Source organism: Armatimonas sp. (assembly GCF_043757465.1).
In the GTDB taxonomy this organism is placed as follows: Bacteria; Armatimonadota; Armatimonadia; order Armatimonadales; family Armatimonadaceae; genus Armatimonas.
Map to the genome: position 1 here is coordinate 11,948 of NZ_JAYVPL010000128.1, position 12,773 is coordinate 24,720.

The following is a 12,773-nucleotide window of genomic DNA, read 5'->3' on the forward strand; positions in this document are numbered from 1 at the left end:
AACATGCAAAATAGCCGATTTTTACGCGCTTGCCGCCGCGAGCCTGTTGATGCCACACCCGTCTGGCTGATGCGCCAGGCGGGACGCTACATGTCCGAGTACCGCGAGCTCCGCACAAGGTACAGTATCCTGGAGCTCATCAAGAGCCCAGAGCTGGCCTGCGAAGTGACAATGCAGCCGATCCATGCTTTTGACCTCGACGCCGCGATTATCTTCGCCGATATTCTTCCGCCGCTAGAGGGCATGGGCCTGGAGCTGGAGTTTCTGAAGGGCGAGGGGCCGATTATACACAACCCGGTGCGCACGGCAAAGCAGATCGGGCTCCTGAAAGTCCCCGAGCCGCGCAAGGCCCTGAGCTTCACCCTGGAGGCGATCCGGCTGGTACGAAAAGAGCTGGAGCCGCGCGGTATCCCGTTGATCGGGTTTAGCGGTGCCCCGTTCACCCTCGCCAGCTACGCCGTGGAGGGTGGGGCGAGCAAGAACCGTATCGAGGTGAAGAAGCTGATGTGGAACGAACCGGTAGCCTGGCATGTTCTCATGAACAAGCTGGCGACCCTTGCTGGGGAGTATCTGCTGGCGCAGGCCGAGGCGGGTGCACAGGCGCTCCAGCTCTTCGATAGCTGGGTAGGTGAGCTAAGCCCGGCGGACTACAAGCAGTTTGTGCTACCCTACAGCCGCAAGGCGCTCCAGATTGCGAGCAAGGCGGGGGTGCCGCTGATCCACTTTGGCACCGGCACCAGTGGGATGCTCCCGCTGATCCACGAGGCGGGCGGGGATGTGATCGGGGTGGACTGGCGCACGGATCTGGCGACGGCATGGGACCAGCTCGGCGAGGGCGTGGCTGTGCAGGGAAACCTCGACCCGGTCGCCCTCTTTGCGGACTGGGATGCATTGGAGCCACGAGTAAAGGCGATCCTGGAGAGCGTGAAGGGCCGCCCCGGCCATATCTTCAACTTAGGACATGGGATCTTGCCCGAGACCCCCGTGGAGACCGTCCGCAAGCTCGTGGATTTTGTCCACGAGTACACCCAGACCCGCGCATGATCGCAATTATCGGGGGAGGCATCTCCGGGCTGAGCGCGGCGTGGTTTGCCCAGAAGCGCGGGCTAGAGTACGCGCTTTTCGAGGCGTCGGGGCGCTGGGGTGGAAAACTACAGACCGAGACCCTCGTGCTCGAAAACGGTGAGAAATTTACTGTCGAGGGCGGCGCGGACTCGTTTCTGGCGACAAAACCGTGGGCGGCGCAGCTTGCGAGAGAGCTAGGCCTGGGGGAGCGGCTGATGGGCACCAATGATCAGCTCCGCACGATCTATGTGCTGCACAAAGGCAAGCCCGTCGCGCTCCCCGAGGGCTTTCAGCTCATTGTCCCCACCAAGCTCTGGCCGTTTCTCAAGACCCCCCTGCTCTCACTTCCAGGCAAGCTGCGCATGGGCCTAGACTGGCTGATTCCTCCGCGCACCGGTCCCACAAATGCAGATGAGACCGTGGGCAGCTTCGTCCGGCGGCGATTCGGGCAAGAAGCGCTCACACAGCTCGGGGAGCCTCTGCTCTCGGGCATCTACAGCGGAGAGTCGGAGCGCCAGAGCCTGCTCAGCACATTCCCGCGCTACCGCCAGCTAGAGACCGAGTTTGGGAGCATTATTCGTGGGACGCTGGCCCAAAAAGCCAAGCAGGCGCAGGAAAATAAAAATGGCAAGCGCCCCCCGATGTTCCAGTCATTTCCCGGCGGCACACAGGAGCTCGTGGACGCTCTGGTGGTAAAGCTAACGGGGGGGCTACGGCTGAATACATCCGTCACAAGGCTCATTTCCCTGCCTGACGGCAGCTACCAACTGGCGCTGAGCGATGGCACGCTCCTGACTGCCACGCAGGTGATTCTCACCACGCCCGCCTCGGTGGCGGCCAGGCTCATTCAGCCCTTCGCCCCGCGCGTCGCGGAACAGTTAGACCTCATCCGAACTGTGAGCACGGGGACACTCTCCCTGGGCTTTCGCACTGAAGACATCAAGCGCCCCTTAAATGGCTTCGGCATGGTGATCCCGCGCCAGGAGAAGCGCCCGATCAACGCCCTGACGATCTCCTCCATCAAGTTCCCTTCGCGCGCGCCCGACGGCCACGCGCTCGTCCGGGTCTTCTTTGGTGGCTCGCGCTCTCCGGAGACGCTGGAGAAATCCGACCCAGAGATTCTGGCGATGGCCAAGGCGCAGCTCTTGGATATTCTCGGAATCACCGCCGCGCCACTCTTTCACCGCATCTTCCGCTGGCAAAACGCCAACCCGCAGTACGATGTCGGGCATCTCGACCGGATAGATATCCTCGAAAAATCCCTCCCACCCGGCCTGCACCTCACCGGCTGTGCGTATCGCGGTGTCGGCATCCCCGATTGTATCCACCAAGCAGAGGAAGCAGTCAAGCGGGTATCTTAATACCGATGAACACACAAGAATCAGAGCGACTCTTTGCCCGTGCGCAGGAGCTTATTCCCGGCGGCGTCAATAGCCCCGTCCGTGCCTTTCGCGGGGTCGGCGGCACGCCCCGGTTTATCGAGCGCGGCCAAGGCGCATTTATCTGGGATGCCGATGGCAACCGCTACACCGATTATGTTCTGTCTTGGGGACCGCTGGTTCTGGGCCATGCGCCCGAAGTGGTTCTGCAAGCCATCACCGAGACTGCCGCCAAGGGTACGAGCTACGGTGCACCTACTGCCTTAGAGAACCAGCTTGCTGAAAAAGTAATCGAGATCGTGCCGAGTATCGAGCAGATTCGCTTTGTTAACAGCGGTACCGAGGCGTGCATGAGTGCCCTGCGCCTCGCTCGCGCGGTGACCGGGCGCGAGAAGATCGTCAAGTTCTCCGGCTGCTACCACGGCCACGCCGATATGCTCTTAGTGCAGGCGGGCAGTGGCGTGGCGACCCTAGGTCTGCCGGACTCGCCGGGCGTCCCCAAGGCCACGGCGGCGAGCACGCTGACACTTTCCTACAACGACTTAGACGGTGCAAAGGCACTTTTCTCTCAGCTTGGCTCGGAGATCGCGGCGGTGATTGTGGAGCCGATTGCGGCCAATATGGGCTTTGTCACGCCCACAGAGGGCTACTTACTGGGGCTCCAAGTGCTCTGCCGCGAGTACGGGGCGCTGTTTATTCTGGACGAAGTCATGACGGGCTTTCGCGTCTCTCCAGGCGGGGCGCAGGCGCTCTGGGGCCTCGATCCCGATATCACCTGCCTCGGAAAAGTGATCGGTGGGGGCCTGCCGGTGGGGGCGTATGCGGGTAAGAAAGCCATTATGCAGCACGTCGCGCCTGCCGGGACGATGTACCAGGCGGGGACACTCTCGGGCAACCCACTGGCAATGGCGGCGGGGCTGGCGACTCTGACCGAAATTCAGAAGTCCCGCGTCTTTGAGGGAGTTGTCGCAGCAACTAAGCAGCTCACCGAGGGGATTGTCTCCGCTGCCGCGCAGGCAAATCTCCCGATCCAGGTAGGTTGTGTGGGCACGATGTTCGGATTTTATTTGCTCAAAGAACCCGGCGTGCAGATCACGGACTACGCCACCGCGAAGCAATTCGTCCACACCGAGCGCTACGCCCTCCTCTTTCACAAGCTCCTGGAGCGCGGCGTGTATCTGGCTCCCAGTGCGTTTGAGGCAGGCTTTGTCAGCGCCGCGCACACGCCGGAGGTTATCCAGAGCACTCTGGACGCGATTCAAGAAAGCATGAGCGAGCTCTAAGCGTTCCCTGCTCCCTAGATTGTTGCCTCGCAGCCGCACGCGAAGGCGAGCGTCACGGGGGAAGCGTGGACTTGCTCAGGCTGGCCGGGACGAAAGTGCGTGACGGTGCCCGTCGCCATGTCCAGCGTCACGACATCAGCAATTCCCTGGCTCAGATAAAACGGCACGCCCACCTTGAGGTCTTTATCCTCGTAGTGCTTGCTGATGATCTCGATAATCGCCTCAGGAAGTAATGTCACCGCGCCGTCTTGCTCGTCTTCGTCGGGTTCGCGGCAGAAAATCGCAATATCGGGCCGCTTGATCGAGCCATCGGGGAACTTGACATAGGCATCGGAGACATGGGAACAGGCGCAGTCGTAGATCGCATCGGCGCGACGGCGGATAGCCTGCTGGATTTTGTAGATGCGATCCTGGTGTTTGTAGGAAGGAAACGCCTCCCAGGTGGTCATGCCACCTGCCCTTTCTAGCTTGACCCCGGAAAGCTCCTCCACCTGCTGGGCGAGTTCGAAGAAATCCATGCCGCTATTTTATCGTGAGCCTGAGTTGCCTATGATACAGTGGCATCCATGTCCTATCAAGATGATTTAAAGCTCCATCTGAGTTACTATAAAAAATTAGTTTTGCGAGTCTCAGCTCCAGGTTTCTTTCGGAGCAAACCATATAGTCATATTCTCGCCAAGGCAGATGCAGATTTAAACCTATTACCACTTGCTTTACCCCTGGAGAAAGCTGTAGGCTTATCTCGACATGTGTACTTCCATCATCTGAATTCATCGCAGGCATTTGCGTTCAATCTTTTTCTTCCTTTCTTCAGTGCGGGTGGAGCCGAGGCAGAGGTACTTTTAGCGGCTCTTGGACAGACAGCTAAACTTAAGACATCGAAGCTTGAGGCGGTGCCGTGCAAGGAGGAGGGAACCAATCTGGATGCGCTCTGGATTACAGACGATGAGGTTACGACGCTGTGTGAGATCAAGCTCTCTGAGGCCGATTTTGGAAAAGCCAAAGACGATGCCAAACATAGGGACAAACTAACGCATATTTATCTTCCCACCCTGACGGGGTATGTGGATAGCACCCTGCTGAAAGCTCCTGAGTTTTTTGGGGCGTATCAGATTCTTCGGAACGTATGGCATCTGTGTCGCCTTCACCAGGATGAGAAAAAAGGTCGTCTGGTGTTCCTACTGCCTCGGGCAAATAAGCCCCTGTGGAGCGAGCTGACAGGTTTGCTGGCGAAGGTTGATCCCGCAATCCGTGCCTGCATTTTCCCGATTGCAATGGAAGATGTTATTGATAGTCTGATCACAAACCCGAACTGCCCCCCGGACTTACTGGCTCATGCGAAAGAGCTGAAGGTCAAGTACGTTATTTAGACGAGGGGCAAGGTTTAGCGTCTGACGGCTCTGGGGAGCACTCTGAGCAGTTTGGAGAGTTCTCTCCGCCCCCTGGAGATTTCTCGACGAAGGCGGGAGAGTGCTCTATAATGAGGGGTGAAGGCTCGGCAGATACCGGCGAGCCTTCACCAGAATTTTGCGAAAACTCGACCAAGGGAGGAGAGCACTCGACAGATGCTGTCGGGAGTCCGCGCCTATGGGGAGAGGGGGTCGCACACCCTTGGAGAAAACAAAACGATGGTAACTTTAGAAGAGCGTGTACAGGCGCTGGAGTCCGAAGTGACACGCATTAAACAACAGCTTGTTCTCCCCGCACACCCCACTCCCCTCGATATTGCTGAGGCTCCTCTTCTCACCTCGGAGGCACTTCTCACCGAGATCGAGCGCATACGCCACGAAGCCCCCGTCCCCCCCCGCCCGAAGCCCACGGCAGGGGACTTCCTGGAGCGTACCACGGGCATCTTCGCCAACGATCCCACCTTTGAGAGCGTCGTGCACTACAGTGAGCAGAAACGAGAGCAGGAACGCCAGGAAGCAAGCCGTGGCCGATAATCCAGAGACACTATTGCTGCTTGACACCGACCACCTAAGCCTCCTACAGCGAGGCGGCTCAGAAAGTGAGACTCTACGCGAGCGTCTGAAATTAGTGGCCCCCGACGACTACGGAGTCACCATTATCACGTACATGGAGCAGGTTGAGGGCCGTCTTGCGGAGATTAACAAAGCCCAAACTCCTGCCGCTCAGACGGCTGCTTTTCTTGGACTACATGAGACACTGACTCTCTATCAGACCATTGCCGTTTGGGACTTCACACCACAAGCAGCGGCGCTCTTCTTCCTGCTTCGCTCTCAAAAAATTCGTGTCGGAACACAAGACCTTCGTATCGCCTGTATTGCGCTCGCCAACAATGCCACGCTCCTGACTCGCAATCAGCGTGACTTTGAGCGTATACCGGGTCTCACCTTCGAGGACTGGACTCGCTAGCGGTCGGGCAGGGTATCATCTAGGGCATGAGACCACGCACCACCGACTCCCCCGCACCGCCTCCCGCCGGACGGCAGCTCAGCCGCCGTCAGTATGTCCGCTTTGCCTTCTACAAGCTCGACCCGCTCTGGCGGCGTTTGAGTGACGATGAGCAAGCGGCGCAGAAGCGTGAGCTGTCGGAGACCATCCGCACTTTTAACCGACGCATGCTGCTTCGTCCCTACAGCACGGTCGGCACCCGCGCCGATGCGGAGCTGCTCCTCTGGCAGATCGCCGAGAGCCCGCTGGTCTTTCAGGAGCTGGCCACCGCGATTCTGCGCACTAAGATGGGCAGCTACTTAAACATCGCCTACAGCTATTTTTCTCAAACCAAGCGCTCAGTCTACGAGATTCGAGTGGGCGGCGACAGTGGCGATACCGAAGAAGAACGCCTCGTGATTGACCCGTCGGAGGCGAAGTATGTCTTTGTCTATCCGTTTATCAAGACCCGTGAGTGGTACCATCTCTCCCAGCACGCACGTCAGGGCGTGATGGATGAGCACATCGAGGTGGGCAAGAAGTACCCCTCGATTCGGCTCAACACCACCTACAGCTTCGGCATAGACGACTATGAGTTTATCTTAGCCTTCGAGACCGACGAGCCCGCCGACTTCTTGGATTTAGTGCAGGAGCTGCGCGAGACCGAGTCCAGTCGCTACACGATCCAGGACACCCCCATCTTCACCTGCGTCAACGTGCGCCTCGATGAGGCCCTCGACACGCTCGGCGGCCTGCCCATTGATGAGCCCCTCGCGCTCGGGGAAGCCCGCGAGAGCTGGGTGGAGGTCTGTGCGCTGAGCGAGCTAGAGCCCGGTCAGACTCGCACGGTGTTTCTGGAAGGCAAGATGGTCGGGGTCTTTAATATCAAGGGGGAGATCTACGCCATCAACAACCGGTGCAGCCACGCACGCGGCCCGCTCTGCGAGGGAACGATTAATAGCGACGAGTGTTCTGTGGTGTGTCCCTGGCACTACGGCAAGTTCGATCTCAAGACCGGCGCGGCGATTGACGGCGTGGTGAAAAAGCCCGTCGAGACATTCCAGACCAAGCTTGAAAACGGAATGGTGTGGGTAGGGACTAAGCTTCCCCCGCCGGGCGGGGGTTAGGGGGTTGGTGATGAACTACGACGCACTCTTAGTCCTTTCTTTTGGCGGCCCGGAAGGCCCCGCGGATGTCATTCCGTTTCTGCAAAATGTGACAGCGGGCCGTAATATTCCCGTAGAGCGCCTCGCGGAAGTGGCGGAGCACTACCAGCATTTTGGCGGCGTGAGTCCGATCAACGGCCAGAACCGGGCACTGATTACGGCGCTTGAGGCGAGTGATTTCCCCCTGCCGATCTACTTTGGAAACCGCAATTGGCATCCGTTTGTTACTGACACCGTGGCGCAGATGAAAGCCGACGGCATCAAAAACGCGCTGGTCTTTGTAACATCGGCGTTCAGTTCCTACTCGGGCTGCCGCCAGTACCGAGAAGACATCGCCAAAGCACGCGAGGCCGTCGGTGAGGACGCGCCAGAGTTTGGTAAGATCCGCGTCTTCTACAACCACCCGCTCTTTATCGAAGTGATGACCGAGCGCGTCAAAGACGCCCTCGCACAGCTCCCCGACGGCTCCCGCGTGGTCTTCACGGCCCACAGCATCCCAATCGGCATGGCCCGTGGCTGCGACTACGAAGCGCAGCTTAAAGAAGCCGCCACGCTCATCGCACAGGCGTGTGGCCTGCTGGAATCCCAGTTCGATATTGCCTACCAGAGCCGCAGCGGGCCGCCGCAGGTGCCCTGGCTGGAGCCGGATATTCTGGACTATCTGCACAACTTGCCCCCTAGCCCCCGCCGGGCGGGGGAATTTTCTCCCCCGCCCGGCGGGGGCTGGGGGGGAGGAGTCGCCGTCGTCCCGCTGGGCTTTGTCTCGGATCACATGGAAGTGCTCTACGATCTAGACTACGAGGCCAAGCAGCTTGCCGACGAGCGGGGGATCGCGTTTATTCGTGCGGGAACGGCGGGAACGCATCCGAAACTCATTCAGATGATCCACGACTTAGTTGCCGAGCGCAACACCGACTCTCTCACCCGCCTGACCATCGGCACACGCGGCCCCAACCCGGATGTCTGCCTCCAAAACTGCTGCCTGCGTGGCGAAGGCCGTCCCGCGATGGCAGGAAATACCGGGTAAAATAAAGCCACGATGAATGTACTCTCTCTTCTCGCACTGGCGGCTCTTCAGCAGTCGCCCTATCTCCCGCCTGATCCGAAGGCAAAGCAGCCCAAGCCCGTTCCTCCGCCCCCCGGAGCCATCGTGCTTTTCTCAGGGAAGACCGAGGAAATGTCAGCCAACTGGCGCAAGTTTGGCTCCACCACCGACGCGGACTGGGGCGTGGTCAAGGGCGCGATGGTCTCCCAGAAGGGTAATATCGTCAGCAAGCAGGAGTTCACGGACTTCCTACTGCACGTCGAGTTCAAAGTCCCCTATGTCCCCGAAGGCAAGGGCCAGGGCCGGGGCAACTCTGGCGTGGGCTTACAGAGCTGGTACGAAATTCAAGTGCTGGACTCGTCGGGACTGAAGATTCCGGGCACCGGCGACTGCGGCGCGGTCTACAACCAAGCGGCCCCTCTGGTCAATGCCTGCAAGCCCCCACTCTCCTGGCAGACGTACGATATTATCTTCCGTGCCCCTCGCTTTGTGGACGGTAAGCTCACGGAAAAAGCCCGCGTGACGGTGCTACAAAACGGAATTCTGGTGCAGAACAATACCGAGATTCAGGGGGCAACTGGAATTCGCGGCGACCGCCCCATTGACAAACCTGGCCCCATCTACCTCCAGGACCACCATAACCCCACGGAGTTCCGCCAGATCTGGATCGTGCCGCTTCCCACCGAGAGTTCCAAGAGCTACGATCCGAAGTAAGCGCTACCATTTATTCGCCCCGAATTACCGTCGCCGCTTCTTTCGCTCAGGCTTATCACCCGCTGCCCGCGCCCCTAGGGGGGCATCAGCCTGCGCCTTATTGGCAGGTACCAGGCCGACGGCGGCTTCGGCGCTCTGGAGTATCTTGAGTGTCGCGGGATCCGTGGGTGCCTGGAGGATGCCACTCACGAGAATTGCATGGGGTACGGAGCGTGAGGGCAGGTCTTTGGCGGTGTGGCCCGTGGCGATAATCTTGCCGTCGTAGACAATGCTCGTCGAGAACCCCGAGTCCATCAAGACCGCCTCATGCACCCCGGCGGCGGCGGCACCGCGTGCCATCATCTCCGTGGTCACGACCTCCAGAGTCGCTCCCAGAACCGGCTCGCCCTTGTCCGTCACCCCAAAAAAAGCACGCTTACGAGGGTCGTTGAAGTCGCGGGCAGCATAGACAATCTCTTTTTTCGTACGCGCGACCCCGTCATGAACAATCCACGCCCCCCCTAGAAAGACATCCGTCGCATCCCCCATCAGGGAGATCACGCTCACCTCATCGTTGTTGGCATAGGGATTGAAGGGGACAATGGCGATCTTCTTGGGCCCCCAGACCACCAGTGGGCGGTTCCAGATACGCGGCAGACGCTGCTTATCCTCATCTGCAAAGAACAGACTCTCGATCTGGGTGCGACAGGGCCCGATCAGAGCGTTGTCCACGGAGCGCAGGTCCGCATTCACAAAAAATGTCCCGTTCATCCCCGCCACGGTAGAGGGAGTGTCGCGGATAAACTCCCCCACGGACTTGCGCCCCGTGTCGGTGGCACGCACGGTGAGTGGCTTGCCACCCTTAACCAGGACAAGCCCCACCCCGTCGAATTTCCCCGTTTCCAGAGTGACCGGCGACTCAATCAAATTCCGCTCAAAGAGCGCGGCAGGTGCCTCGACCGTAGCCTTCTGGCACTCCTCCCAGACTTTCTCCAGGCGTGTGTGGATGGTGCGATTGACAGCTAAGATGCTTGGAGACTGCTCGGCAGGGCCATTTTCCACCGTGAAGCCCAGGGTATAGCCGATTTGCTGCGCCAGCGAGAATGTCTCCCCATCAGCGCGCCCTTCTGGGTAGGCGATAGAGGAAACGGGGTGCCCTAGCTCCGCCTCCAGTGTCTTTTTAGACTCGTAGAGCTCGGTCTGCTGGACATCGAGCGGCTGTTTCTCAAACTCCGCTGGGTGATTAACAGTGTGCGAGCCGATTGTCACGAGTTTTTCGGCATCCAGAAGTTTAAGTGTCTCCCAGTCCATTTTGGGATGCGGTCCGTCTTTTTTGCCCACAAACGCCGTGTGTACAAACATCACTGAGGGGATCTTTTTCTCTTTTAGGATCGGATAGGCATGATCGTAGAAGCCCTGGTAGTTGTCATCAAAAGTCAGGAGCACGGACTTTTCGGGCACATCATCGCCACGGACTAAGTGGCGCTGGAGCTGCTCCATACTGATAAAGTTCGCGCCCTGAGCCTCCAGATAGGCAATCTGCTCCTGAAACTCATCGGCAGTGCAATCAAAGAAGACCGTCTTTTGCTTCTTGGTGGCCACAATATCGTGGTACATGATCACCGGTATGCGGCGGTTCTGAGCACGCGGCGAGAGCGGCGCAAAGAGTGCGGTATCGAACGGCGCGGGAGTGGCCGAGCGGGGGGAGGCGGCGGGCACCTCAGGGGAGGGAGGGGGGGTGTTCTTCTTGAAGGGACAGGAAGCACCGCTGAGCGCGAGCGCCGCCACGGTCAAAAGACACAGAGACTTCTTCATGCGTCTTTCAGTATACCGTGTAACTTATTTGGGCAAGCGCTCGACGAGCTCACGGAACTCGCGGACATCTTCGAACTGGCGGTAGACGGAGGCGAAGCGGACATAGGCAACGGTATCCAGAGCGCGGAGTTTTTCCATTAAGAGCTCACCAATTACCTGGGAAGGCACTTCCCGCTCGGCGCGGGTGTAGAGCAGGCGCTCCAGCTCTTCAACGAGATGAGAGATGGCATCATCCGAAACGGGACGCTTCTTACAAGCCAGCTCAATGGCCCGTCGGAGCTTACTACGCTCAAATGGCTCCCGTGTCCCGTTGCTCTTAAGCACCGTCAGACGCAGCTCCTCGACTTCCTCAAAAGTAGTAAAACGCCCTAGACAGGACTCACACTCACGCCGTCGCCGAATAGCGGCCCCGTCCCGTATCGGGCGGGAGTCGAGGACATGATCTTTATCAAGTGCAGCACAGTAAGGACATCGCATAACCCCCACTATTCTACCTGAACTCTCCGCCCACCGGTACGTCTAGCAGGTATATTGGCAAGCAGTAACTACCGATAACAGAGAGAAACCTGTGAATCAGGCAATTGATTTATGGTATAACCCATTATCCTTACCAGGGTAACTCTGAGGGATCAACACAATTATGAGTCTGGAAAATGCACCACAAGATGCCCCGCTGACCGATGTCGTCGAGCGGACACCATCGCTCCGACGAGCCTATGTCTTATTTATGGATATCGTTGGCTTCAGCCGTTTCAAGACGGCGCAGCAAGTCGCAGCTCAGAAAGAGCTCTCTCGTATGGTGCAGGAGATGCCCGAAGTCATCGCAGCACGCGCCGATACAGATAGCTTTATTGCACGGCCAACCGGCGATGGTATGGCCCTGCTCTTCTTCAAAGACCTTCTCTCACCGCTACGCTGCGCACTGCAGGTTCATCAGCATCTTAAATACAACGCTGCGGAGATGAAGCAGACTATCGGGACAGAGATAAAGATGCGTATGGGTGTCCATGCCGGGGAAGTGACCCTCGTGGAGGACATGAACCATAATACGGATGCAGCAGGTGAGGGCATCATCATGGCGCAGCGAGTGATGGACTTGGGCGATGAAGACCATATCCTACTTTCCTCCGAAGTTGCCAAGGTGCTCAAGGGAATCGAACCCTGGGCCAACTACCTCACGGATTTTGGTGAAGTGCGGGTCAAGCATAAAGTGGTCGTGCATGTCTATAATCTCTACGGGCGACTTGATGGGCCATTTTGTGGAAACCCCTCCCGCCCCCGCAGTATCTCTGAGGACTCCCGCAACCGCGCCAGAGAAGCCCGTGCCCAGCGCCCCAGCCTCTCGGACATGCTGCTGCCCTATAAGAAGCCCATCACGACGGTATTAGTGCTGGGAAGCCTGGGCTACGGTGGCTACGCCTACAATAAGAGTACCAACAAACTGACGGAGCTGTTTGAGTCCGCCAAAGTGGCTCTAGCTTCCAAGTCGAGCGCAGACCCAAAGAAAAACGGTAAGTCGGGTGGCAAGTCTGGCTCAGGTAAATCTAGCAATGGGAGATCCTCAGGCGGTGGTGGCACAAACGCCTCCAGTGGTGGCGGTATAAGTAACAAGATCCTGATTCCCAAAGTAATTGGTGATGATATCTCTTCCGCAGAACAGACCCTCATTGACGCAGGCTTTCATGTGGTCAAGAGTGAGGTTTCGAGTAAAGCTCCGGCAGATCAGGTGGTCAAACAGTCCCCAGGTTCGGGGAGTAAGCTTCTTCCTGGCTCCACCGTGAAAATCTGGTTCTCCAAAGGTGCGGGGTCGGAAGACACCACGGAGCCCGGTGCGTCCACGGGTGACTCAGGTGGCGGGGAAACCAAACCGGATACGGGGGGCGAGAAAGAGGGCGGTGCCTCGTCAAACGGCGACGGTGGCGAAGAGTAGCTC

Annotated in this window: 13 protein-coding genes; 10 read left to right on the forward strand and 3 right to left on the reverse strand. The window is 58.5% G+C overall.

Annotated features, from left to right (window positions below; translation table 11 throughout):
* Positions 1 to 3: 3 nt before the first annotated feature.
* The 3 genes from hemE to hemL are packed head-to-tail and all read left to right on the forward strand — an operon-like array spanning position 4 to position 3,727.
* Positions 4 to 1,044, forward strand: coding sequence for a uroporphyrinogen decarboxylase (gene hemE / locus ACH2ED_RS17700; RefSeq protein ID WP_395093968.1), 1,041 nt, complete (start codon positions 4 to 6; stop codon positions 1,042 to 1,044).
* On the forward strand, positions 1,041 to 2,426 hold the full coding sequence (hemG, locus tag ACH2ED_RS17705; RefSeq protein WP_395093970.1) for a protoporphyrinogen oxidase: 1,386 nt from the start codon (positions 1,041 to 1,043) through the stop codon (positions 2,424 to 2,426). Before hemE ends, hemG begins: the two co-directional genes overlap by 4 nt.
* A 5-nt stretch (positions 2,427 to 2,431) precedes the next feature.
* Positions 2,432 to 3,727, forward strand: coding sequence for a glutamate-1-semialdehyde 2,1-aminomutase (hemL, locus tag ACH2ED_RS17710; protein WP_395093972.1), 1,296 nt, complete (start codon positions 2,432 to 2,434; stop codon positions 3,725 to 3,727).
* A gap of 14 nt (positions 3,728 to 3,741) precedes the next feature.
* Here hemL and ACH2ED_RS17715 read toward each other — a convergent pair whose 3' ends face one another.
* Positions 3,742 to 4,245, reverse strand: coding sequence for a Uma2 family endonuclease (locus ACH2ED_RS17715; RefSeq protein WP_395093974.1), 504 nt, complete (start codon positions 4,243 to 4,245; stop codon positions 3,742 to 3,744).
* 48 nt (positions 4,246 to 4,293) lie between these two features.
* On the opposite strand from ACH2ED_RS17715, the gene ACH2ED_RS17720 reads away from it, so the two are divergent.
* The 6 genes from ACH2ED_RS17720 to ACH2ED_RS17745 all read left to right on the forward strand — a co-directional run bounded on the left by ACH2ED_RS17720 (position 4,294) and on the right by ACH2ED_RS17745 (position 9,046).
* Positions 4,294 to 5,097, forward strand: a complete 804-nt coding sequence (locus ACH2ED_RS17720; protein ID WP_395093976.1) for a PGN_0703 family putative restriction endonuclease — start codon at positions 4,294 to 4,296, stop codon at positions 5,095 to 5,097.
* A gap of 258 nt (positions 5,098 to 5,355) precedes the next feature.
* Complete coding sequence (locus ACH2ED_RS17725; RefSeq protein WP_395093977.1) at positions 5,356 to 5,670, forward strand: hypothetical protein; 315 nt, start codon at positions 5,356 to 5,358, stop codon at positions 5,668 to 5,670.
* Complete coding sequence (locus tag ACH2ED_RS17730) at positions 5,660 to 6,103, forward strand: type II toxin-antitoxin system VapC family toxin (RefSeq protein WP_395093979.1); 444 nt, start codon at positions 5,660 to 5,662, stop codon at positions 6,101 to 6,103. Before ACH2ED_RS17725 ends, ACH2ED_RS17730 begins: the two co-directional genes overlap by 11 nt.
* 26 nt (positions 6,104 to 6,129) lie before the next feature.
* A complete protein-coding gene (locus ACH2ED_RS17735; RefSeq protein WP_395093981.1) occupies positions 6,130 to 7,248 on the forward strand; it encodes a chlorite dismutase family protein in 1,119 nt (372 codons plus the stop codon).
* Positions 7,249 to 7,258: 10 nt separating this feature from the next.
* Positions 7,259 to 8,314, forward strand: a complete 1,056-nt coding sequence (locus ACH2ED_RS17740; protein WP_395093983.1) for a ferrochelatase — start codon at positions 7,259 to 7,261, stop codon at positions 8,312 to 8,314.
* Between the two features lie 12 nt (positions 8,315 to 8,326).
* The gene (locus ACH2ED_RS17745; RefSeq protein WP_395093984.1) at positions 8,327 to 9,046 is read left to right on the forward strand and encodes a DUF1080 domain-containing protein; all 720 of its coding nucleotides are present in this window, start codon (positions 8,327 to 8,329) and stop codon (positions 9,044 to 9,046) included.
* Between the two features lie 24 nt (positions 9,047 to 9,070).
* Here the strand turns inward: ACH2ED_RS17745 and ACH2ED_RS17750 are convergent, their stop codons facing one another.
* Together ACH2ED_RS17750 and nrdR are read right to left on the reverse strand one after the other, a co-directional pair.
* Complete coding sequence (locus tag ACH2ED_RS17750; protein WP_395093986.1) at positions 9,071 to 10,840, reverse strand: polysaccharide deacetylase family protein; 1,770 nt, start codon at positions 10,838 to 10,840, stop codon at positions 9,071 to 9,073.
* A gap of 24 nt (positions 10,841 to 10,864) precedes the next feature.
* Entirely contained in the window at positions 10,865 to 11,317 is a 453-nt protein-coding gene (nrdR, locus tag ACH2ED_RS17755; RefSeq protein ID WP_395093987.1) for a transcriptional regulator NrdR, read from the reverse strand.
* A gap of 163 nt (positions 11,318 to 11,480) precedes the next feature.
* Here nrdR and ACH2ED_RS17760 point away from each other — a divergent pair, with 163 nt between their 5' ends.
* The gene (locus ACH2ED_RS17760) at positions 11,481 to 12,770 is read left to right on the forward strand and encodes a PASTA domain-containing protein (RefSeq protein ID WP_395093989.1); all 1,290 of its coding nucleotides are present in this window, start codon (positions 11,481 to 11,483) and stop codon (positions 12,768 to 12,770) included.
* Positions 12,771 to 12,773 lie beyond the last annotated feature (3 nt).

Bases quoted from the DNA above. Each gene is read 5' to 3' on its own strand.
- hemE (WP_395093968.1), top strand. From the start codon at position 4: ATGCAAAATAGCCGATTTTTACGCGCTTGCCGCCGCGAGCCTGTTGAT.
- hemG (WP_395093970.1), top strand. From the start codon at position 1,041: ATGATCGCAATTATCGGGGGAGGCATCTCCGGGCTGAGCGCGGCGTGG.
- hemL (WP_395093972.1), top strand. From the start codon at position 2,432: ATGAACACACAAGAATCAGAGCGACTCTTTGCCCGTGCGCAGGAGCTT.
- ACH2ED_RS17715 (WP_395093974.1), bottom strand. From the start codon at position 4,245: ATGGATTTCTTCGAACTCGCCCAGCAGGTGGAGGAGCTTTCCGGGGTC.
- ACH2ED_RS17720 (WP_395093976.1), top strand. From the start codon at position 4,294: ATGTCCTATCAAGATGATTTAAAGCTCCATCTGAGTTACTATAAAAAA.
- ACH2ED_RS17725 (WP_395093977.1), top strand. From the start codon at position 5,356: ATGGTAACTTTAGAAGAGCGTGTACAGGCGCTGGAGTCCGAAGTGACA.
- ACH2ED_RS17735 (WP_395093981.1), top strand. From the start codon at position 6,130: ATGAGACCACGCACCACCGACTCCCCCGCACCGCCTCCCGCCGGACGG.
- ACH2ED_RS17740 (WP_395093983.1), top strand. From the start codon at position 7,259: ATGAACTACGACGCACTCTTAGTCCTTTCTTTTGGCGGCCCGGAAGGC.
- ACH2ED_RS17745 (WP_395093984.1), top strand. From the start codon at position 8,327: ATGAATGTACTCTCTCTTCTCGCACTGGCGGCTCTTCAGCAGTCGCCC.
- ACH2ED_RS17750 (WP_395093986.1), bottom strand. From the start codon at position 10,840: ATGAAGAAGTCTCTGTGTCTTTTGACCGTGGCGGCGCTCGCGCTCAGC.
- nrdR (WP_395093987.1), bottom strand. From the start codon at position 11,317: ATGCGATGTCCTTACTGTGCTGCACTTGATAAAGATCATGTCCTCGAC.
- ACH2ED_RS17760 (WP_395093989.1), top strand. From the start codon at position 11,481: ATGAGTCTGGAAAATGCACCACAAGATGCCCCGCTGACCGATGTCGTC.